The sequence below is a fragment of the Dehalococcoides mccartyi 195 genome, assembly GCF_000011905.1.
Lineage (GTDB): Bacteria > Chloroflexota > Dehalococcoidia > Dehalococcoidales > Dehalococcoidaceae > Dehalococcoides > Dehalococcoides mccartyi.
The window spans coordinates 1232568-1254041 of record NC_002936.3 but is presented as its reverse complement, the minus strand read 5'-3'; the positions used below and the strand labels follow the sequence as shown (position 1 = coordinate 1254041).

The window sequence follows — 21474 nt, the reverse complement described above, 5'->3', positions numbered from 1 at the left end:
TCCGGTTTGGTACTGGGGTTTTACCCGGTTTATCACAGGCGTAAACAGGCTGGCGGGGGCTTAGCCGTTATTATCCAGAAACGCTCTGGCTCTGTCTGCCGCATTTTGCCTCAGGTTATAGTAATAAAACGAATAATCATAACTGTGATAAACCCCTTTGCCCAGCACGGGGTTTCCTGAAAACCATGCCTCCGCATCCACGCTGCTGCATACCAGCACGCCTTTTTCGCTGTCAACACGGGCATCAGCTAACCCCATTATTTTTTTTAACTCTGTGTCCGGGTTGATTGGAATATAGCCGTCCGCACCGGGCAGGTACGAGCCAAGATTTTCTGATGCCGAAGCTGGGACATCGTCTCTAGTCCAGCTGATGGGATTTATTACCAAAGCTCCTTCTGAAACTATCAGGTTCTTACCCTCAATCTCCGCTGCCTGGGTATTGTAGGATATGATTACCCCGGTGTCAGTTGCGTTTTCCGCGAACCTGAGGTGCGGGTTTTTAGCCAGATAATCCTCTGTCACCGAGTAGCCGATGGCATAAGCGGCAATCATCTGCTTATACACGTCCGGGTGCTTTCCCATATAGTCCGAAAGCAGATACAGCAGTATTTCAGAGCCCTGCGAATGGCCTGCCAGAATAAACGGCCTGCCGTTGTTGAAATGTTTTATATAATAGTCAAATGCGGCCATTGCGTCCTCTTCGGGTGCACCGCTTAGAAGATTATATCTGTCTTCCTCCGTCAGGGACAAACACGCTGCCGCATCACCCTGCCTGTAGTAGGGTGCATATATGTTACCCACAGTTTCAAATGCGGTTGCCTGCAGTTTATAAGCCATCTGGGCGCCAAAACGCATCATGTCGTTGTTTACTTCGCATATGTCAGGGTCGGTTGATGCCTGCTTGTGGTAGACCGTGGGGTACAGATAGAAAATATCCACCTCCATAACAGCTTGTGGCGGCAGGGCCAGCCAGTTATCAGGGTTAGAATAATCTGTGGCTTCCCCATCCTGACCGGAGAACCGGAGAATCCCCAGAATACCCAGGCCGGATACTAAAATAACAATCAGCAGGTAAAAAAGTTTCTTTTGCATGGGGAGTATTATATTTCCTGCGAAATGGTATGTAAAGGCTTGCGGCGGCTTTTACGGCAATAACACAAGCCGGTTTTTTAAAAGGTTCGGCTACTTATTATATTTTTAGGTATTGGGGTATAATCTATATTCAGTTTAATCTGGATGCGGAGATATTTTTGCTTATGCCCGGTTACTATTTGTGGACTATTGGCTGCCAGATGAATCAGGCCGAATCCGAGCGTTTAGGCAGGCTTTTTGAACTCTGGGGTTACTCTTTGGCGGATAAGGCCGAAGATGCTGAGCTGGTGCTGGTAAACAGCTGTGTTGTCCGCGAGCATGCCGAAAACAAGGTTATTAACCGCCTGCATATCTTGCGCAAGCTGAAAGATAAAAATCCCCGCTTGAAAATAGCCCTGACCGGCTGTCTGGTCGGGCAGGATATAGCTTCTGTCCGTAAAAAATTTCCGTTTGTAGATTACATTTTCCAGCCGGGTGCTTTGCCTGATTGGGGTGAGATTCCGGAAGGGTTTATTCTGCCGCTTAAGCCGCCGGTAAGTGCCAGTATCACCATTATGCAGGGCTGTGATAACTTTTGTACTTACTGCATTGTGCCTTACCGCCGGGGGCGGGAAAAGAGCCGGAGCATATCTGAACTATGCTGCGAAGCAGCCGAACTGGTCAGGCGGGGCAGCCGTGAGGTGGTACTCCTTGGGCAGAATGTTGATTCCTACGGGCATGACCTGCCCGAAAAGCCCTGTCTGGCAGATTTGCTTTATGCCCTTAGTGATATACCGGGTTTACTCCGGATACGCTTTTTAACCAGCCACCCCAAGGATATCAGCCAGAAACTTATAGACGCTATGGCCAGCCTGCACAAAGTATGCCACTCCCTGAGTTTACCGGTGCAGGCAGGCGCTGATACTATTCTGGCGGCTATGCGGCGGGGATATACCAGCGAACAGTACCGGGAGCTGGTGGGGCGTCTGAAAACCGCCATGCCGGATATCAGCCTCCAGACAGATTTGATAGTGGGCTTCCCCTCTGAAACCGCAGAGCAGTTTGACCAGAGCTATAAACTTATGTCAGATATCGGTTATGACGCTATCCATGTGGCCGCATATTCCCCCCGCCCCCAGACTGCGGCTGCCCGTGATATGGCAGATGACGTGCCGGTTGCCGAGAAAAAACGCCGCCTGAAGCTTATAGAAGACCTGCAGAAAGAAACAGTATCCAAAGCCAATTCCGCTCTGGTAGATACCTTTGCCGAGGTACTGGTGGAGGGCAGGCAAAAGAATAAGTGGCAGGGACGCACTTTAGGTGGTAAACTGGTATTTCTGGAGAGTGATTTGCCCCTTGAGGGATGTCTCATAAATGTAAAGATATTTAAAGCCAGCCCCTGGTCTTTGCAGGCAAAGCTGGTAAAGATACTGGAAAGTTAAAGGAGAAAATATGGATCAGCAGACTATTATGATGTTTGTTTTACTGGCTCTTTTCTTTGGTATGTTCTATTTTCTTATCATCAGGCCGCAGCGCCAGCGCCAGAAGGACCATGCCACTCTTATGTCCTCACTGGTAAAGGGTGACGGCGTTATTACTATAGGTGGTATTCACGGGGTGATAGAGTCCGTAGCCGAAGATAGTGTAGTTATCAAAGTGGAGTCAGGCACTCTGCTCAAGGTCTCCCGGGGCGCTATCGGCTATAAAAAAGCCCCCGAAGATAAAAAGTAAAATCCCCAGGACGGGCGTATTTTGATTTCCAGGTATGATTATATAATTATTGGCAGCGGTATTGCCGGGCTGTATACCGCTTTGCTGGCGCGTGGGCGAGGCAGTGTCTTGCTGGTTACCAAGGGCAAGATACAGGACTGCAATACCCGCCATGCTCAGGGCGGAATAGCCGCCGCCATCGGCCCGGATGATTCTCCCCGCCTCCATTTTGAAGATACGCTCTCAGCCGGAGACGGCTTGTGTGACCCTGAAATGGTGCGTTTGCTGTCCGAAGAAGCCCCCCAGCGTATTGGCCGAGCTGGTTTATCTGGGAGTGCCTTTTGACAGTGTCAACGGTGAAATAGCCCTTACTCTGGAAGCCGCCCACAGCCGCCCCCGTATACTTCACGCCGGGGGGGATGCCACCGGCAAACATATTGAAATCACCCTGAACAACTGGGTGCGGACGACAGAAATTGAGGTATTGGAAGATACGCTGGCCAAAGAGCTTATTGTGGAAAACGGGCGTATCAAGGGTGTGGCAACCCTGGATACCAATACCGGGGCTATCCAGAATTTTGAGTGCCGCTTTGTAATACTGGCAACCGGCGGGGCAGGCCAGCTTTTCAGCTTACCCACCAACCCGGAGGTTGCCACTGCAGACGGTGTGGCATTAGCTTTCCGGGCAGGGGCAGAGATAAAAGACATGGAGTTTTATCAGTTTCACCCCACTGCCATTCACCTGCCGGGGGTTGCCCCGTTTCTTATCTCGGAGGCGGTCAGAGGCGAAGGCGGCATTCTGCGGAATACCAGCGGCAAACGCTTCATGCCCGAATATGCCCCCCAGGCCGAACTTGCCCCCAGGGATGTGGTAGCCCGCAGTATTCACCTTGAGATGCTTAAAACCCAGTCTGACCATGTCTATCTGGACGTGACCCACCTTCCCCCCCACAAGGTAAGCAGCCGCTTTCCCCAGATATACCGTTTCTGTCTGGACCACGGGCTGGATATTGCCCGTGAGGCCATACCTGTTTCTCCGGCTGCCCATTATATGATAGGCGGGGTAAAGGTAAACAGCTGGGGAGAAACAAATATAAAGGGTCTGTTTGCCTGCGGTGAAGTAGCCTGCACCGGTGTCCACGGGGCAAACCGTTTAGCTTCAAATTCGCTTTTAGAGGTGCTGGTATTCGGCAGGCGGATTATAGAATACAGTGCCGGTGAAAACCAGCCCGAAATGCTGGCACCCCTGCCCCAGCTTACCAAGCGGTTGCTCGGGTGGGGTAAATACGTGCGTGATTTGCCTGACCCTTCAATACCCTCCCTCCAGAAGCTTCTCTGGGAAGACTCTGGTATAATAAGGAGTTATAGCGGTCTGTCCAAGGCACAGGAGATACTTTCAGGCTGGCAGTACAGCCTGGGTGATGTCTCAAACCGCCAAGGGATTGAACTGGCAAACCTTATCCTGGCCGGAAGGCTCATGGTGGAATCAGCCCTTCTCAGGCAGGAAAGCCGCGGGGCACATTACCGTACAGATTTCCCCGGCCACCGGCCTGAGTGGGAAAAACATATAGTCTTTATTAAGGAGGATTAACATGTCCCAGTCTCAAATTGAGAAAATCATTGACAATGCTTGTGATGAAGATTTTGCCCGGGGTGATATTACTACCGAAACACTAATCCCGTCTTCTCTGGCAGGGCGGGCTATTATAGTGGCTAAGCAGGACGGAATAATGGCCGGAGCTGAAGTAGCCAAAATAGTGTTTATGAAACATGACCCCAATATGGAAATAGATATACTGATAGAGGACGGCAAGAAAATAAAAGCCGGGGATGTGGTCATGGTGCTTAACGGCCGGGTGATAAACATCCTCAAGTGTGAACGCACCGCCCTGAATTTCCTGACCCACCTTAGCGGTATTGCCTCCCTTACTGCCAAGTATATTTCCAAAGTGGAAGGTTTGAACGTATCTCTGGCAGATACCCGCAAAACTATACCCGGTATGCGGATGCTGGAAAAATATGCCGTGTATGCCGCAGGCGGTAAAAGCAACCGGCCGGACCTGGCTTGCGGAGTCCTTATAAAGGATAACCACCTTATGGCTTTGTCTGCCAAAGGTATTGGTATAAAAGAAGCCATTGAAAAGGCTAAGACCAACAAGAGTAAACTGCCGGTAATTGTAGAAGTAAATACGCTGGAACAGGTAGCTCAGGCTATAGAGGCCGGGCCGAGTTCCATCCTGCTGGATAACATGAGTGTTGAGGATATGAAAAAAGCAGTTGATATTATTCCGGAAACTATAAAAATAGAGGCTTCCGGCAATATAAATCTGGATAATATCCGCGAAGTGGCTATGACCGGGGTAGACGTTATTTCAGTGGGGGCTTTGACCCATTCGGCTCCGTCACTGGATTTCAGCCTGGAGTTCCCTGTTCAGCAGGAAACAGAATAGCCTTTATAACTGACCCGGTTTTCTGTAAAGAAGAGCAAAGATAGTTATTTAGTCAGTGCCGGTTTCCGGTGAGGCTTCGAGTTGGGGGTTATCTTCCGGTTTTATAACACGGCAGAAGATATCTACCAGCGCCGGGTCAAACTGGGAGCCGGCACAGCGTTTCAGTTCGGCTATAGCCTGCTCGGTATGGAGTTGGGTGCGGTAGGGGCGGGGTGAGGTAACCGCATCATAGGCATCTGCAATACTGAGTATTCTGGCTTCCAGAGGTATGTTTTCGCCCTTAAGCCCAAACGGGTATCCGCTGCCGTCAAAGTGTTCATGGTGATGGAGTATTGCCGGCAGGCAGTTTACCAGGTCAATTATCCGCTTCAGTATTTCCACCCCCAGTTCCGGGTGGGTTTTAATAGGCTCCCATTCTTCATCGTCCAAAGCAGATGGCTTGGTCAGAATATGGTCGGGTACGCCTATTTTGCCTATATCATGCAGCAGTCCGGCCGCCCGTATGTTTTCCACTTTTTCCTCAGGCAGTTTTAATATTTCTGCCAGGGCTACTGCATATTCACTTACCTTGCGCGAATGCCCGTAAGTATAATGGTCCTTGGCATCAACCGTGGCCGCTAAAGCATAAATAATGGACATAGCCTTGGGACGGGCCTCCAGCTCGGAGTTGATTACCTGGGTGGGGTTGCTATTCAACTCGGCAGGCAGACTGGTACGGTTTCGTCCTGTCTCTTTGGAGTGGTACAGGGCGGCATCAGCTTTGGCTATAATCTCTTCCTTCATTATCCCGTCATTCGGCCAGTTAGCCAGACCCAGGGAAGCGGTTATGGGCATATCACGGAAGGAAGACTTGGTCTCAACATTTTTGCGGATACGTTCGGCTACATGATAAGCATCTTCAATCTTAGTGCCGGGCAGCATTATGGCAAATTCCTCGCCTCCGTAGCGGAAGGCCATATCAATAGAGCGGATGGAATTTTCCAGTATTTTACCCAGCCTGCGGAGCAGTTGGTCACCTGCCAGATGGCCGTATACGTCGTTGTAGACCTTAAAGAGGTCAAGGTCAAGCAGTATCAGGGAAAAGGTATTGCCGAAGCGTGAACCACGGGCTATTTCCTGTTCTATGCGCTCATGAAAGTGGCGGTGATTATACAGGCGGGTAAGTTCGTCGGTATTGGCACGGATAGTGGCCTGAGTATAAAGCTGGGCATTTTCTATTATAATACCGGCCTGATTGGCTACACTTATCAGCAGGTCCAAATCTCCGGTGGAATATATGCCCCCCCGTTTTTTGTTGCCCAGCCCGATAATGCCTATCAGCTTATCACGGCTTTTTATGGGATAGAGTAACCCCATCTCTGATTTCTGGAGCTGCTCTTTCTCTATCTGCCATAAGCCCTTCAGTTCCGGTAAAGTATCCAGTTTATTCAGGTATAACTGGGCATTGTTCTTATCCAGCCAGGCAATGACAGGGTTATCGGAAGCCAGTTTGAAATGGGTTTTCAGCTGGTCATCACCGGGGTAAACATATTGCAGGGAAAACTCACCGCTGGCAGCATCCGGGAAAAGGAGGGCGGTTTTGTTTACATTTAAAGATTTAGCCAGGTCAGGTAGCAGTGATTTGGCCAGTTCCTCCAGATTAAGTATGTTACCCATCTTGCGTGAAAAACCCATAAGCGCTAGACGGGATTCATAGGTCTCCTGATAAAATAACCTGTCTATGCGTTTTTCAATAAGTGTTCTTAGAGGGCGGGCGGTCATGGCCAGTATCAGCACAATCAGGGTTGCCATAAGGATTATAGTAGACATTTCTTCGGCGGGGAATATACGTGTAGCTACAAATAAAGCGCCTGCATATATGGTTATCATGGAGAAAAACAAAAGAACATAGGTAAGGGTCTTGCGGGCTATCAGTTTAATGTCTATCAGGCGGTACTGGGTTATGGCGTAGACAATAATTCCCGCGTTTATAAAGTTGCCCACATGGTCAAGGGGCAGGCCGTAGATGCGGGGGTTGTCACTAAGATTGGTATAGCTTGAAAGAACTACAATTACCCACCCCAGTACCAGGTACAGGGTGCGGTTGCGTTCGGCCGGGTCTGTAGATTGGCGGTATTTGTGTACCAGATGATAAATGATAACCCCTATGAACAGCAGGGCAAATGTAAAAATATAATAAAATAATGGAGTAGTGGTGTGGTAAACGATATTGTCCTCTATATAAGCAGAGGTAACCAGCTGTCCGTTCAGATTGAAGAAAATATCCAGGGCCAGTGTAATATAACCTATTATCAGGAAAAGGTTGTTTTTACGGTTGGTATAGACATGGATAAACTGGTAATACATAAGTATGGCGGTAAAGAGAGCAATATTTAGCAGGTTGTGCCAGAACAGGGTTTGTTCCGGCGGGGCGTCCAGATGGAGCATAAAAGAGGTGAAGCTCCAGAAAGCGGCTGCAGCTAAGAAGACAGAAAAAACACCGGTGATAGGCTGCCGTTTAGAAAGCAGGACAACGGCTAGCAGTACTATATATGCAATACTGGTTACAAGCGGTACCAGAGCCCAGATAGTCACGAAAATGCCTCTTCATTACCCGTTATATCCGGGTGCATAGTAAAAAATCAGGCTTGTATTGAGCCATTATGCAGTACAATAGTGTTGTTGTCAAATATGGACACCCAGTAATACAAATGGGCGGTAGCTTTGAGCCCCGCCCATTTTTGACTGATACGGACAGGTTTCCTGGGTTTTAGACTTTGACAGCTTCTTCCTGTTTGACAGTTACCTTGGTGGGAGTATTCAGCATAAAAGCCAAATCTCCGGCCGAAGGATTCAGATGCGGGGGCTTCAAATCACTCAAATCTGCTCCGGCGTTCTGCTGGCGTATTTTGTAGAGTTTGAAAGCACCTTTGGGCAAAAAGGTCACATCCAGCGGCATCAAACCTATAAAAGACTCCAAATCAGCGTATCCGGGGTGTACCTTTTTGAGTTCCTCGTGGATAGAGGCTGTAACCTCCTCTTTAGTCTGAGTGGTGTTATCTTTGGGTTCAATATAAAGGTGCAGACGGGGTGTATTATTCACCCGTTCCTTGCAGGCTACCCAATCCACATATTCTACCCGGCTGTTTTCAATAGCCTGCCAGATGCCTTTTTCGGAAAGGCGGGTAAAACCGGCAATATCAATCTGGTCATCCACTCTGGTCAGGTAAATCATCTGTGGGATATCTATATCCAAAGCTTCGTTGCGTAAAGATGTTATCTGTACCAGGTGGCCTAAGCGGTAGCGTACGAACGGGCCGCCGTGGAAACTGGTGATAACCACCTCGTAGTTGCCGGGTTTCAGTTCGTCCATCAGCAGGGTTTTGGGCTGATAACTGGTATCACGCCAGCTCTTTACCGCCTCTTCCTCAGGTATAAACTCAAAGAACTGCATATAGGGGACAAAGGTCATGCTGGAATAGTCCCAGGTTTGGGTAGCTATTAAAAAGGCTTCGGTGCAACCGTGGAAATCCAGCGGATAGCGCCCCCACTGTTCCTTTATTTTCTCACGGTAGACACTGCCGTCAATACCGTAGGTCATCAGCCCCTTTACCTTCCAAAGGTCTTTGGGGAGCATGGGGCGGCCGGCCAGCTTGGCCTTGATTTTACCTTTTAGCAGCCGCAGCATGGCTTTGGGATTAGACAGCAGGAATTTCATGCTTATTTTGCCGCTGCTCTGGCTGAAACGGTTGCCCAGGGCTACAGTTACACTGGACATGGACAAACAGTAATCCAGCCCTTCAGACAGAGCCATCTGGAAGCCCTTTTTCACCCGGTCTTCAAAGGGAATCCTTTCGGCCTCCTCTACTTTGGGCAGAAAATTAAACTTTTCATGGGGGAAACAGCGGGCAATAGTGCCGGTGGCATAAGGCGGCGGTGCCATGCCGTAGAGTACGGCATCATTCGGGCGGATATTTATATCCTTGCGTTTATTGCAGCTGCTGAAAAGGGCCATTGCCCAAACCAGAGACTCTACCTCGTCCATCTGGCGGGCGGTTACCGGAGCCCAGCGGTGGGCGTATTCGCCGTTTTTGCCGGAGGTATACTGCCAGAGAATAGGCCTTTTGGGAAGTATATCCATGCGTCTTTTAGTCAGGAAGGGGGCATAGTCCGCATAGGTGGTAAGGGGTACGCTCCGTCTCAGTTCCTCTGAATTGGTAGGCGTTGCCCCGTTGAAAATGTGCTTGCCCAGTTCGCATTTTTTAAGGAGTTCCAATTGTTCCTGAAGAAGTCTTTCCTGTATTTTCATGAAATCTTCAATGCTGAGGTCAATAAAACCGCAGCAGCGGTCCCAGATTTCCTCAACTTTACCCTGTGCAAATAGCTCACCTAGCTGGGTCATTTTGCTTCTCCTTGTATAGTATTTGAAAAATTACGCTGTTTTATATAAGCCGCAATGCTTTTGCGGTTGGGTATCAGCATGGGGGTGGTTTTTTGATACTGGGCATAGCCCGGAAACATTTTTCCGAATACCCAGCGGTCCTGTATGTATACCAGCAATATATCCAAAAGGCTCCAGATAACGGCCGCCCACAGGGCAAAGTCCGTGCCCGCACCCAGGGTCATACCGGCCATGGCCAGTACAAACCAGGGTACGCCGGGGTGACGTACCAGGGCGTAAAACCCGCTGGTAACCAGTTTGTCTCCCACTCCGGTTTTGACATAAGTTTTACCGAAGGGCAGATTTACAAAGAGGGAATAAAGAAAGAAATAGATGCCTGCTGCAAATACCGCCCAGCCGGCGGCATTCAGCCAGACGGGCAGTAAGAATGAATTTCCGTTGAAGCAGACCATAAAACCGGCATACACCAGCAGGGTTGAACCCGAAAGCCAGAGTATGGGCTTGAGAAGCGGCAGTTTTTTCAGGGCCACAAAATCAAGATATGTACCAGTGAAAAACCGATTGCACCAATAAATACATAAAACATGTTCTAAATATGGCAGACACAAAACACACTTGGAAGGTTTTAAATACTAGAACAATGTTCTATTAAAGCTGAGGGGAAAAAGAAAAAAGCCCTCTTCGTCTGAAGAGGGCTTAAGCAGGTCTTTAGAAGCCTGTTTTAGGTTATTTCCACTTAAGTTTTACTTCACCGCCGGGGGTTTCGTCTTTGCTGCCGGCACCGCCCAGTTTGCTTAAGGCCTCAAGGTCACTCATGGCAGAAGACCCTTTGCCCAGTTCCAGCCCGTAGCCTACAAAGAAATCCACGAAACTCTTGAGGAGTTTCTTGGTGTCTTCCTGGAAGGAGACCAGTTCTTCTCTGCTGGCAGACTTGTTGGATTTTTCAAGCAGTTTCTTAACGTCCTGCTTGAGGGCTTCAAACTCCTGGCTGGAGATTCCGTTTTCCTTGCGGTTTTCGCCGCCAAGCTGAGAGTCAATAAGGTAATTCAGGAAATCCGCCTGGCTCAGGTCGCCGCGGTTTTCATCAATCCGCCTTACCAGCTCCGCCGGTACAATCAGCATTCGTTTGTCAGACATGGTATCTCCTTTTACTGCCCCGGTAAGTTAGGCTTCGTCCTGTTCATTATCTTTAAGGTCCAGTGTGTCTAATATATTATCAATACTGCGTAAAAGTTCAAGCCCCTTGGCAGTCACCCTGTAGGTAACAGAAGGGTTGCCAAGCTGTACACGGTCAATAAGCTCCCTGTCCAGCATGAAGTTCAGATATTTCTGGAGCTGGAAATAAGACATATTGACGCTGTACATAATCTCAGTTTTGCCGGCTTCACCCAGCCTGAGCATGTCAGCGATAATCTCTATACTGGAACGTCTGCGGTCTAATCTCATAGCCCTTTTGACCTATTACTATCTGCTACGGAGTTACTATTATACTATGCCGTGCAAGCCGAATATAACCCCCCAATTCCAAATATTTTTAAAAATATTTTCAGGAGGGGTTTTCCAGTGTTTTCAAGGCCTCTTCCAAATCCGGCGGAAGGGGAGAGCTGAACTCTACGTTCTGCCCGTTTGAGGGCAGGCTGAAACTAAGGCGGTGGGCATGCAAAAACTGTCTTTTAAGCCAAGTCTCTTTCTGCCCGTAAACCGCATCACCTGCCACCGGGTGGCCTATAGCCGCAAAATGGACACGTATCTGGTGAGTGCGGCCGGTTTCAAGTTTGACTTCAAGCAGGCTGTATCCCTGAATATAACGCAGCACTTTGTAGCCGGTGCGGGCGGGCCTTCCGTTAGATACCACCGCAATTTTCTGGCGGTTTTGAGGGTCACGCCCCAGCGGGGCTTCAATAAACCCTTCCGCAGGATGCAGTTCCCCTTGCACCAAGGTCAGATAGTACTTACGTACGGTCCGTTCTTTAAACTGGGCAGACAGGTTCGCCAGGGCTTCGCGGTTTTTAGCTACCAGCAGCAGCCCGGAAGTATCTTTATCCAGACGGTGGACTATTCCGGGACGAAGGGGGTCGTCAAAGTCTTCCATTTCAGGTTCAAGTGCCAGCACCCCGTTTATCAGGGTATGGTCAGGGTGACCCGGGGCAGGGTGAACGGTCAGCCCTGGCGGTTTATTTATAAGCAGCAGGTCCTTGTCCTGGAAGATTATCTCCAGGGGTATATCTTCGGCTTTGAGTTCGGGCGGGGTTTCGGGGGGTATTTCTATAGTTATAGTGTCACCGTTTTTAAGTTTCAGACTGGGTTTGGCGTTTTTCCCGTTTACCTGTATATGGCCTGCTTCCACCAGTTCCTGTATAAAACTGCGGGAAAGGTCAGTTTCCTTTTGGGTTATGTATTTATCCAGCCGCTCACCGTCAGATTCGGCAACCAGTTTACGCGTTTTCACTGGCATCTCCTCCCGAATGGGAAGATGTCAGGTATAAGAGCACCAGCCAGATAATGCCCAGCGTCAGGCAGGAATCAGCCATATTGAAAGTAGGGAAATTCCCTACCTGTATAAAGTCAGTAACATAACCCAGCCGCACCCGGTCAATCAGGTTGCCTATCGTACCTGCCAGGATAATTCCCAAAGCGGCTACACCGGGGCGGGTATCCAAAAACGGCAGTTTTTTCCTTAAGAAGAAAGCGGTCAGGGCCAGTATTACTCCCAGACAGCTGGCGGCAATAAGCCACTCGGTGTGCCCCCTGAAAATACTGAAAGCCGCGCCGGTATTATGAACGTGGACAATCTGGAAGAAACCGCTTTCCGGTATGGCTGTGCCCGGGGTAAGGTTAGCGGCAATAATAAATTTGCTTAGCTGGTCAGCCAGAACGCCGCAAGCGGCGCTGACAAAAAATACTAATCCCCTGGTCATTAACCCCAACCCTTTTCAAGCTGATTTAGTAAGACTTGGCTGCTTTAGACTTGCACTGCATACACAGTCTGGCCTGCGGCAAAGCTTCAAGTCTGGCAGGGTCTATAGGCTCTTTGCACATTTCACAGAGGCCGTAAACACCCCGGTCATATTTATCCAGTGCGTACTCAGTTTCAGCAATCTGGTCAAGCAGTTTCTTTTCCATAGCCAGCCCGTTTTCAAGCTCGGCTGTTTCGGTTGCCTCTTCTTCACGTTTGCCAAAAGGGCTTCCCTCACGGCGGTCTTCAGCCACCCGTAAAGAACGCATCTGTTCAAGCTGGTCGGTCAGCCTTTTCAGGTCTGCTTCCAGCCGTAAACGGTATATCGGGTTTAATCCACTTTTTTTCTTTGCCACCATTGGGTCCTCCTGGTTGCTATGATACCTTCGGGTATGTTTCGGTACTGTGCCGTTTTGCCGGAAATTCCGAATGAAAAAACCGGATTCTGGTTTTTTAATCTAGCATCCGGGAAGAAGCCGGCATAAAATCTGCCCTGGCCTCCCCCGTGTGCGTAAAGAACAAACTACCCAAGCGGGATTTTGTGTGTCCCCTAATAACAACAAAGCTAAAACAGGAGGTGTTTCGCTTCATGTTTTCAGTGTAGTCTATAAAACCCAAATAAGCAAGATAAAATATTAGGGCACAGCTTGGAAAGAGAGGTTGTGTTCCGCCATCTCCAAGCCTTATAATCTTGGGCGTATGGCTGAACTTAATTTAAATGTAGATATCGCCCCGTATAATGCCCGCCAGCTCAGGCTGGCCAATCCGGTTATAGTGGCTTCCGGGACGTTTGGCTATGGTGATGAGTACCCCCACCTTTTTGACCGTAACCGTTTGGGTGCCATTGTCTGCAAAGCCACTACCCTGAAACCGAGGGAGGGAAACCCCCAGCCCCGCATAGCCGAAACTCCAAACGGCATGCTTAATTCCATCGGGCTGCAAAATATGGGGGTGGAGGCGGTTATCCGGGAAAAGGCGCCCCAGTGGTACACCTGGGGCGTGCCTGTAATAGTAAATATTGCGGCTGAAAGCATTGAAGATTATGCTGAGCTTGCCCGGCGGCTGGATAAAGTGCCCGGTGTAAGCGGTATAGAAGTAAATATCAGCTGCCCCAACGTTAAGTGCGGCTGTATAGAGTTTGGTTCTTCACCCGAATCTGCCGCCAGAGTGACTGATGCAGTCAGGAATGCCACCACTCTGCCCCTGATAATAAAACTGACCCCCAATACCAGCAGCATAACCGAGCTGGCCAGGGCAGTGGCGGATGCCGGGGCGGATGCTATTTCGCTTATAAATACCCTGCGGGGTATGCGTATAGATATTAAAAAACGGCGTCCCATACTGGGTAATCATACCGGGGGGCTTTCAGGACCGGCTATAAAACCGGTGGCTGTCAGCATGGTCTATCAGGTATCCGGTGCGGTGAATGTGCCTGTTATCGGCGGCGGCGGTATTATGAATGCCGAAGATGCGCTTGAATTTATAATGGCCGGGGCAACTGCTGTTCAGATAGGCACAGCCAACTTGGTCAACCCGCGTGCCCCCCTAGAGGTGCTTGAGGGGCTGGAAGCTTATGCCAGAGCCGAGGGGCTGAAAAACATACGGGAAATAGTGGGCATAGCCAGAAGCTAGGTTATTTTTCTGCCAGCATCTGGCCCAGTTCATAAGCCTTCTTGAGGGTATCAGACTGGGTCTGAATAGCACCCAGATTGTCCACTCCGCTTATCAGCAGTTCATAGGTGTACTTTACGTTCAGTACCGCAAAGAAAGCTCTCATGGTAGCTCTGGCGCCTTCAAAAACATCCCCGTTTTTCATACCTCCGGCGGCCACAAACATGCCTTTGCGTTCCCGGTCATCACCCAGGGGCGGTGTTTTCAGCTTGTACTTGCGTGCCCAGAGTGACTGGCAGCGGTCTATCATAACCTTAAGCTGTGAGCTGACACCCATAAAGTGAATAGGGCTGGATACTATTATCCGGTCAGCCTTTTCCATCTGGCTGATTACTTCGTCCATGTCATCACGGTAGCGGCACTCACCGGTATAAAAACAGTCATCACAGGCCGGGCAGTGGCCTATATCCAGATCTGACAGGTAAATAACATGGGTTTCCGCTCCTTTGTCTTTGGCACCTCTGATAGCTTCGTGCAGCAGGGTATCACTGTTGCCGCCAAGGCGGGGGCTGCCGGATAAACCCAGTACTCTCATTCCAGTATCTCCCGTATATGTTTCATGGCTATATCCTGGTGTGACTTCATAACTGCTTCGGCCACAACTTCGTGATGGTCATACCCCAGCAGGTGAAGCACCCCATGAATCAGTAAAAAGGCTATTTCATGGCTCACGCTGTGACTGGCGGCAGTTGCCTGAAGCTCTGCCTGGGGGTAAGAGATTATTACCTCTCCCAGATGGATGTTTTCGTCAGGCGGGGTAGGAAAATCATCCGCTGCGGTCAGGTTTTCGGGGTTTTCCTCCAGCATATAAAACGAAAGCACATCTGTAGGCTCGTCAAGCCCCCGGTATTTTAAGTTTAAGTCTTTTATTTCTTCCTGACCGGTAATAACTATACCCAGTTCCGAATTCGGGTCTGCGGCCTGGGCTTTAAGGGTTTTGGAAGCTATCTTTTTAAGAAATGGGGTGGACACCAGTTTTTTAAAAGGCGGTTTGACTATAACGTTTATTTCCATATGCCTAAATAATATCACAGCCCGGAAAGGCGGCACAATCAGGCTTTAAGCGGTGTCTGCGGCGAAGCGGCTTTTGTTGGAAGCGAATACGTGCTATAATGCTTCTTTAGTTTGTAAATAATTACGGAGTAAATATAATGGCTGTCAAAACCGAAAAGATTGAAAATACCAAAACCGCTCAGGAACTGCCTGACCTCAAAACCTTTATAACCGGGGTAAACAAAAAGGATAAGGTCAGCGGCCTGAAAATCCACTTTGCCTTCTGCAACCGCAAACGCCACGGTTAGTTTTCACAAAAACTTTAATTAGTAACTTATAAACGGGTGGCCGTTGCGCTGGAAATCAGGGATATAGTAGTCCTTGGCATCCGGTTCCTGAAGCCACCCGTTTTCTATTCCCAAAATATCCAGCATATTTATGGCGGTGCGGTATTCGGCCACAGATATAGTTCGGGCAAGCGGGGGCATATCCAAAGCCCGGTGGCAGGGGTAGTACTGGGCCATCAGGCTGACTGTAATCTCGGTTGATAAATCTGCTATCCACCGGAGGGATTCTTTGCTGCCGGCTAAATCATCCGGCAAAATCAGGTGGCGTACAATAAGCCCCCTCTCGGCAATTCCTTCGGAGTTGTAACGCACCCGTCCCACCTGGCGGAACATTTCCCGTATGGCGGCACGGGCATGGCTGACGTAGTCTTTGCAGCCGGAAATCTGGCGCGCCCATTCGTTATTGGCAAACTTGAGGTCTGGCAGGTATATATCTACCACCCCGTCCAGCTCATACAGCGTTTCCAGAGAGTCATAGGCGTTGGTATTGTAGACTACCGGCACTCTCAGCCCCATGGGTATGGCCTCTATCAGGGTGCGCAGCATTTGGGGGACGAAGTGAGAGGGTGAAACAAAGTTAATATTGTGTACCCCTTTGGTATTTTGCAGGTCTACAATCTGTCTGGCCAGAGTCTGGCAGTCTGTCAGGTTTTTCTGCTGGTTTTCATAATCCTGGCTTATCTGGTGGTTCTGGCAGAAGGCACACCTAAGGTTGCAGTTTGAAAAGAAAACAGTGCCGGAGCCGTTATCCCCGGATATGGCCGGTTCTTCCCCCAGATGCTCACAGACTGCTGCCACTATGGGGGCGTTTCCGCTGTGGCAGTACCCGCCGGTATCGTTTATCAGGCGGTTTACCCCGCATTTCCGGGGACAGAGGTCACACTCCGCCATACGTTCCTCAAGACGTAAAAGCCTCTGCTTTAGCTCCCCTGATTCATAAAGCTCAAGGTATCTGGGAGTATATTCGGAAGTGTCCCGGTTCAAGCTAAATCCTTCCCTGGAGTTTCAGGGCTTTTTCAATAGTTTTGCGTACGGATTCAGTTTCAGTTTCGGTTTTCATGCCCAAAGCGTTTATGATAAACGGCCAGGCCTCCTCTTCGGTTACCCGGTCAACCTTGGTGCCGTCATTTTTCTTTACAATCCGGCGGAACAGGGGGCGGTTATCTATAGAATCCCAGTAGGGGATAGTGCCTATCTTTATTAACCAGTTTATAGCTTCTTCTTTATTTACCTGCTGGCTCATATATATCTACTCCTCGCTTGTTAAAGTCTTTAAAAAACAGGGCGGCATGGGTGCGTCTGGGGAGGGGGGATAAACGAGGAGTGACCTATTGTCATATTCAGCGGACCTCTATGCCAGCTTTATTTGCCGGTACTCTCAGGCTGCTACTTACAGCCAAGCGGCATCTGTTACTGATTTATACCTCTTTTTGGCGTTTTCATCAAGTAAATTTTCAGCGTATAAAAAGGATAAAAACTAAACCATGCGGCAGTAAAATGTCTTCTTGCGGCCATGCTTTTTAGCCCGCTTTCTTGGCGGCAGGCATCCAAAATGACAGCCGGCAGGAGCATTTTTGGCCTGACCCTTTGCTATCTGTTTTACTCCGCTAAGAAGGCAGCTCAGACAGTCTGGCAATAGCCATGGCTATCCGCCCCAGGCATCTTTCCCTGCCCAGCACCTCCATTGTCTGAAAAAGGGGAGGGGCAACCTGCTGGCCGGTGGATGCGGTGCGGAGCATACCGAATAGCTGCCCCGGTTTTAGTTCCAGTTCGGCAGCCAGCGGACGGATATGTTCCTCCATACTTACGGCATCAAAGTTTGCCAGGGCTTCCAGCCGGGCAAAGGCCGCTTTCAAGGCACAGAGGCTTTCATCTTTGGTCAGTTTCTTATCAATAAGCGAAGCCGGGTCATAGCTGATATTGTCCGAATAGATAAACCAGCAAAGCTCTGCCAGCTCACTTAGTTTTTTGACCCTTTCCTGTATCAGGGGCATTACTTTGGTGGTATAGTCAAAATTTAAACGCCCGGATGCGGCAATCCGTTCGTCTTTTTCCAGAAAGGGTATAGCCCGGCTGGCAAGGTCCGGGGCGGAAAGGGTACGGATATACATGCCGTTCATCCAGTCCAGCTTTTCATAGTTGAAAATGGCGGCAGTCTTGCTTACCTTTTCCAGACAGAAATACTCTATCAGCTGCTTCCGGCTGAATAGTTCGGTCTTGTCATCATAAGCCCAGCCTAGCAGGGACAAGAAATTTACCATAGTTTCAGGCAGGTAGCCTGCCTGTTTGTATTCTATAGTAGAAGTTGCCCCGTGCCGCTTGGAAAGTTTGGAGCGGTCAGGTCCCAGTATCATGGGCAAATGGGCATATTGGGGTGGGGTATAGCCCAGTGCCTTATACAGCATAAGGTGCTTGGGAGTGGAGGGTAGCCATTCTTCCGCCCGCAGGACATGGCTTATCTGCATGGCATGGTCATCTACCACACTGGCCAGATGGTAGGTGGGAAAGCCGTCTGATTTCAAGATAACAAAGTCATCCTGTTTGGCGTTGTCAAAGGTTACTTCACCGCGTATCAGGTCTATAAATGTGGTCTGTCCTTCAAGGGGTATTTTAAAGCGGATAACCGCCCCCTCTTTTTGTCCCAGGCATAAATCACGGCAGCAGCGGTCATAACCCGGGGGTTCTTTGCGGGCTATCTGCTCTTCCCGCATTTTATCCAGCCTTTCGGAAGAACAATGGCAGTAGTAGGCTTTGCCCTCGGTAACCAGCCTTTCAGCCGCCTGGCGGTAAAGGAAAAGCCTTTCAGACTGATAGTACGGGCCGTAGTCTCCGCCTTTGTCCGGGCCTTCGTCCCAGTCAAGCCCCAGCCAGTTCAGGCTTTCCAGTATAGATTCCACCGCCCCTTCCACGTAGCGTTCGCGGTCAGTATCTTCTATCCGGACAATAAACTTGCCGCCATTGTGTCTGGCAAAGAGCCAGTTGAACATAGCAGTGCGGATATTGCCCAGATGGGGGTAGCCGGTGGGACTGGGGGCGTAGCGTACTCTTACTTCGTTTGTCATCTTGTTCCTGCCTTATAAGTACAGCCTGCCGGGTATTGCGGCTGTTTAAATATTTATTTTCAGGTAGCCTGGGGGGCGGTCACTTCAGGGGGTTTGGGCAGTTTTACTACCACGGTATCAGCCATTTTATCATGCCAGCCTTGTCTGCGTCGGTCACAGGCAATCCAGAAAAGCCCCAGCCCTAAAGGCAGGCTGGCCAGAATAAGCCCCGCAAAACGGATGAGTGAGTTTCCCAGCGAAACCCCGGAACCGTCTGTCCTGATAACTTTTATCTGGGCGGCCATCATGCCGATGGTCTGTCCCCGCCAGTACCAGAAAAACACAAAGTAAGCCACCATGACTGATAAAGAAAGCACATTGGTAAATGCGCTGACCGGGGCTACCAGCCACCAGATGCCGGACAGGCTGTCTATATTCCAGAAAACAGGTATTTCAAACCAGTGCACAGGCACAAAGGCCAGGGAAGTAAGGCTGATAATTATATCGTCTATAATAAATGCCCCGAACCGCCGCCAGAAACCGGCGAATTCCAGAGCCAGAGGGCTTTTTATGTGGGTCATTTTTGATGTCACACTCCCGCCAGATTTGGCTGTGGGTATTATACATCTAAATGGGGCTTAATCCTAGTAACCCAAAGGCAAGGTCGGATTCCACCTGAATGGTTAAGCTTACCGGAAGCAGGGCTTGGCAACGGTTAAAAAGGATTTATTTTGGGATACCGGTATATTATTCCATGGGCAGTATTATATCGGTAACTGCCCGGCTGAAACCCTCCGGCCCTACCCCTCTGACATAACTGGGGTTACGCAAACGCATCTTGTGCCACTTGTTGCCGGGGCGTTGCACCAGTATGGGGGAATCCACTGTTTCCAGCATGGAGTAGTCATTTTCGCTGTCACCCAAACCAAAGGTGTGGATATTGCCGAAATTCAGGCGGAACAGCTCGTTCAGTACCTTTATGGCCTTGCCCTTGTCATTGCCGCCGGTGACTTCGTAGAAACGCCCCCCGAAACTGTATTCCAGCCCGTTTTGCTGGATATGATTCAGGACTATATTGGTACTGCGTTTATCGCCCTCTATGTGTACGGTCTCGCTGTATTCACGCTGTTTGGCCAGCTCGGCCTGCTTCAGGTTAAGGTCAGTAAGGCGGCTGACGTCTTCAACAGACATATCCCCGAAGCTGGTAATAAATATATTGCCGGCTCTTTCAGAGTTTTCTATTTCGGTACAGGCCTCGGCCAGGGCTTTTTTAAGAATATGGCGGATATCTTTATAGCTCATACCCAGCTCAATCACCAGATAATTTCCGGCTACTCTGTCATAGGCAAAGGGCAGGCGGAAGTAATCTTTGGGGATAAAGATAGCTCCCCCGTTTTCGGTTATAAAGGGGTCTTTGATACCCAGTTCGTTGCGGTACAGGTCTTGCTCGCCCATAGTCTTGGCAGAGCAGAATACCAGTGGCAGCTCTTTGTCTTTGAGCAGCCGCAAAGCATCCAGTGCGGTTGAATATGAATAAGTCAGGGGGCTAAGCAAAGTGCCGTCCAAATCAGTATAGATAACCTTTTTAAACTGTCCCGAAGACGGCAGCCGGGAGGGGCGGGCTATCCGTGAAATCAGCTCTCCGTCAGGCAGAACCATCTGGGGCAGATACTTTTCAATAACGGCTGAAAACTTCGCCAGGTCCATCTTCTGGGGCGGGGGAATCAGCTTTACCTGGGGTATCTCAGGGTTGTTTTCCAGCCCCTCAATTCCTGCCAGCTGGTTTTCAATCTTTTTTTTCACGCTTTCATCCGCCAGCGGGCTGTGATAGATAACTGCCAGGCTGGGCAAAAGCATATCCTGTATCAGGTGGTCACCGCCTTTATCCTCGTGGAGGTGGGGGTTGATAGTTTCGGTTTGGAGTATCTCCACCCCTTCTTCCGCCACTTCCCTGTCCTCTATAGGCAGTATCCCGCTGAACTGTTCCAGTATGGACATAATCTCTTTGGTTTCCACCGCATAGCCGGTGCCGTAAGTCAGGCGTTTAGCCAGCTCTATGCTCATGGCGTGCTCACCCGCATTGCCGGTTTTGATAATCTCGGTTTCAAACTTGCCCTTGCTGGATATCAGGTGATTAAGGTGTTTATTGGTAACCTCGGAAACCCTGCCCCAGCGTTTGAAATACAGGTCTCCCACCAGCTTGGGCTTGTACTTCCAGAGCACCCGCACCATGGAATAGGGTGACTGAGCCAGATTAAAACCTGTAGCAAAATGTTTGGCGTATTCCCAGACCGCTCCCGGTATATAGTTGTCGGTATCTATAAAACCCACGTATTCCCGCCCGCTGAACATAGTCAGGATAATCCCCAGTATCATGCCCTCGGCTTTGCCGCTGCGGATAAGCCCGTCTTTACCCAGCAGTTCGGGGTAGCCGGCATCTGCAATGGCACCTGCCAGTTCGGGGTTCTTCTGGTGGACAACTATCGCCTGGCGGTGGGTTATACGGCAAAAGCGGCTGACAATATCCTTTTCGTTTTTAAAGTTATCCACTTCCTGTTTGGAGCTGTTGCTGATAACTATCATCAAACAGTCATGGGGTATGCCGCTCAGCACACCCTCAAAAACTTTAAGGTCTTCGTCTTTTATGGGCAGGATAATGGCCATTTTCTTTTCAACATCTGAAATGGCCTGTTGGTCTACCATCTCCACCTCACGGCTTTCCTGCAGGTGAGGCAGGCTGGGAGCCCCGGAATCAAGTTCTAAAAAACGCCTTACGCCGTGTATGGTTACATTCCCCAGGTGTTCGGCGGGACGCAGGCTTTCAATGCGCATAATGGAAAACTCCTTTGAACAG

General features: G+C 49.7%; 21 protein-coding genes and 1 pseudogene. 6 read left to right on the top strand and 16 right to left on the bottom strand.

What is annotated here, in order from left to right; translation table 11 throughout:
• Positions 1-60: 60 nt before the first annotated feature.
• On the bottom strand, positions 61-1092 hold the full coding sequence (locus DET_RS07095) for a DUF3089 domain-containing protein (RefSeq protein ID WP_010937073.1): 1032 nt from the start codon (positions 1090-1092) through the stop codon (positions 61-63).
• Between the two features lie 164 nt (positions 1093-1256).
• Between DET_RS07095 and miaB the strand changes: the two genes are divergently transcribed.
• The 4 genes and pseudogenes from miaB to nadC all read left to right on the top strand — a co-directional run bounded on the left by miaB (position 1257) and on the right by nadC (position 5231).
• A complete protein-coding gene (gene miaB / locus DET_RS07090; protein ID WP_010937072.1) occupies positions 1257-2513 on the top strand; it encodes a tRNA (N6-isopentenyl adenosine(37)-C2)-methylthiotransferase MiaB in 1257 nt (418 codons plus the stop codon).
• A 10-nt stretch (positions 2514-2523) separates the two neighbouring features.
• Entirely contained in the window at positions 2524-2802 is a 279-nt protein-coding gene (gene yajC, locus DET_RS07085) for a preprotein translocase subunit YajC (protein ID WP_010937071.1), read from the top strand.
• 21 nt (positions 2803-2823) lie between these two features.
• Positions 2824-4372, top strand: a pseudogene (gene nadB, locus DET_RS07080) (L-aspartate oxidase).
• Position 4373: 1 nt separating this feature from the next.
• Positions 4374-5231 carry a carboxylating nicotinate-nucleotide diphosphorylase gene (gene nadC, locus DET_RS07075; RefSeq protein WP_010937070.1) on the top strand — a complete coding sequence of 286 codons (858 nt, stop codon included), beginning with the start codon at positions 4374-4376 and terminating at the stop codon, positions 5229-5231.
• Between the two features lie 48 nt (positions 5232-5279).
• Here the strand turns inward: nadC and DET_RS07065 are convergent, their stop codons facing one another.
• From DET_RS07065 to DET_RS07030, 8 genes are all read right to left on the bottom strand, one after another.
• Entirely contained in the window at positions 5280-7805 is a 2526-nt protein-coding gene (locus tag DET_RS07065) for a diguanylate cyclase (RefSeq protein ID WP_041223405.1), read from the bottom strand.
• A gap of 175 nt (positions 7806-7980) precedes the next feature.
• Positions 7981-9612, bottom strand: coding sequence for a GH3 family domain-containing protein (locus tag DET_RS07060; RefSeq protein ID WP_010937067.1), 1632 nt, complete (start codon positions 9610-9612; stop codon positions 7981-7983).
• Positions 9609-10142 (bottom strand): methyltransferase family protein, encoded by a 534-nt coding sequence (locus tag DET_RS07055; RefSeq protein WP_234943807.1) that lies wholly within the window; start codon positions 10140-10142, stop codon positions 9609-9611. Before DET_RS07055 ends, DET_RS07060 begins: the two co-directional genes overlap by 4 nt.
• A 196-nt stretch (positions 10143-10338) precedes the next feature.
• A complete protein-coding gene (locus DET_RS07050; RefSeq protein ID WP_010937065.1) occupies positions 10339-10749 on the bottom strand; it encodes a hypothetical protein in 411 nt (136 codons plus the stop codon).
• 27 nt (positions 10750-10776) lie between these two features.
• Entirely contained in the window at positions 10777-11058 is a 282-nt protein-coding gene (locus tag DET_RS07045) for a winged helix-turn-helix domain-containing protein (protein WP_010937064.1), read from the bottom strand.
• A 100-nt stretch (positions 11059-11158) separates the two neighbouring features.
• Positions 11159-12061, bottom strand: coding sequence for an RluA family pseudouridine synthase (locus tag DET_RS07040; protein ID WP_010937063.1), 903 nt, complete (start codon positions 12059-12061; stop codon positions 11159-11161).
• On the bottom strand, positions 12048-12530 hold the full coding sequence (gene lspA / locus DET_RS07035; protein ID WP_010937062.1) for a signal peptidase II: 483 nt from the start codon (positions 12528-12530) through the stop codon (positions 12048-12050). The genes DET_RS07040 and lspA overlap by 14 nt, the downstream gene beginning before the upstream one ends.
• A gap of 25 nt (positions 12531-12555) precedes the next feature.
• Complete coding sequence (locus DET_RS07030; RefSeq protein ID WP_010937061.1) at positions 12556-12927, bottom strand: TraR/DksA family transcriptional regulator; 372 nt, start codon at positions 12925-12927, stop codon at positions 12556-12558.
• 340 nt (positions 12928-13267) lie between these two features.
• Here DET_RS07030 and DET_RS07025 point away from each other — a divergent pair, with 340 nt between their 5' ends.
• Positions 13268-14200, top strand: coding sequence for a dihydroorotate dehydrogenase (locus tag DET_RS07025; protein WP_010937060.1), 933 nt, complete (start codon positions 13268-13270; stop codon positions 14198-14200).
• Between the two features lies 1 nt (position 14201).
• On the opposite strand, the gene DET_RS07020 is transcribed toward DET_RS07025, so the two are convergent.
• Together DET_RS07020 and ybeY are read right to left on the bottom strand one after the other, a co-directional pair.
• Complete coding sequence (locus DET_RS07020) at positions 14202-14774, bottom strand: flavodoxin family protein (protein ID WP_010937059.1); 573 nt, start codon at positions 14772-14774, stop codon at positions 14202-14204.
• The gene (gene ybeY / locus DET_RS07015) at positions 14771-15253 is read right to left on the bottom strand and encodes an rRNA maturation RNase YbeY (protein WP_041223403.1); all 483 of its coding nucleotides are present in this window, start codon (positions 15251-15253) and stop codon (positions 14771-14773) included. Before ybeY ends, DET_RS07020 begins: the two co-directional genes overlap by 4 nt.
• 137 nt (positions 15254-15390) lie before the next feature.
• Between ybeY and DET_RS08725 the strand changes: the two genes are divergently transcribed.
• Positions 15391-15540 carry a hypothetical protein gene (locus DET_RS08725; protein ID WP_010937057.1) on the top strand — a complete coding sequence of 50 codons (150 nt, stop codon included), beginning with the start codon at positions 15391-15393 and terminating at the stop codon, positions 15538-15540.
• A gap of 18 nt (positions 15541-15558) precedes the next feature.
• Here DET_RS08725 and DET_RS07010 read toward each other — a convergent pair whose 3' ends face one another.
• The 5 genes from DET_RS07010 to DET_RS06990 form a co-directional block, all read right to left on the bottom strand.
• Positions 15559-16563 (bottom strand): radical SAM protein, encoded by a 1005-nt coding sequence (locus DET_RS07010; protein ID WP_010937056.1) that lies wholly within the window; start codon positions 16561-16563, stop codon positions 15559-15561.
• Position 16564: 1 nt separating this feature from the next.
• Positions 16565-16822 (bottom strand): hypothetical protein, encoded by a 258-nt coding sequence (locus DET_RS07005; protein WP_010937055.1) that lies wholly within the window; start codon positions 16820-16822, stop codon positions 16565-16567.
• A gap of 364 nt (positions 16823-17186) precedes the next feature.
• Complete coding sequence (gene gltX, locus DET_RS07000) at positions 17187-18641, bottom strand: glutamate--tRNA ligase (RefSeq protein ID WP_010937053.1); 1455 nt, start codon at positions 18639-18641, stop codon at positions 17187-17189.
• A 59-nt stretch (positions 18642-18700) separates the two neighbouring features.
• On the bottom strand, positions 18701-19201 hold the full coding sequence (locus tag DET_RS06995) for an RDD family protein (RefSeq protein WP_010937052.1): 501 nt from the start codon (positions 19199-19201) through the stop codon (positions 18701-18703).
• A gap of 166 nt (positions 19202-19367) precedes the next feature.
• Positions 19368-21452 carry a bifunctional mannosyl-3-phosphoglycerate synthase/mannosyl-3 phosphoglycerate phosphatase gene (locus DET_RS06990; RefSeq protein WP_010937051.1) on the bottom strand — a complete coding sequence of 695 codons (2085 nt, stop codon included), beginning with the start codon at positions 21450-21452 and terminating at the stop codon, positions 19368-19370.
• Positions 21453-21474: the final 22 nt, after the last annotated feature.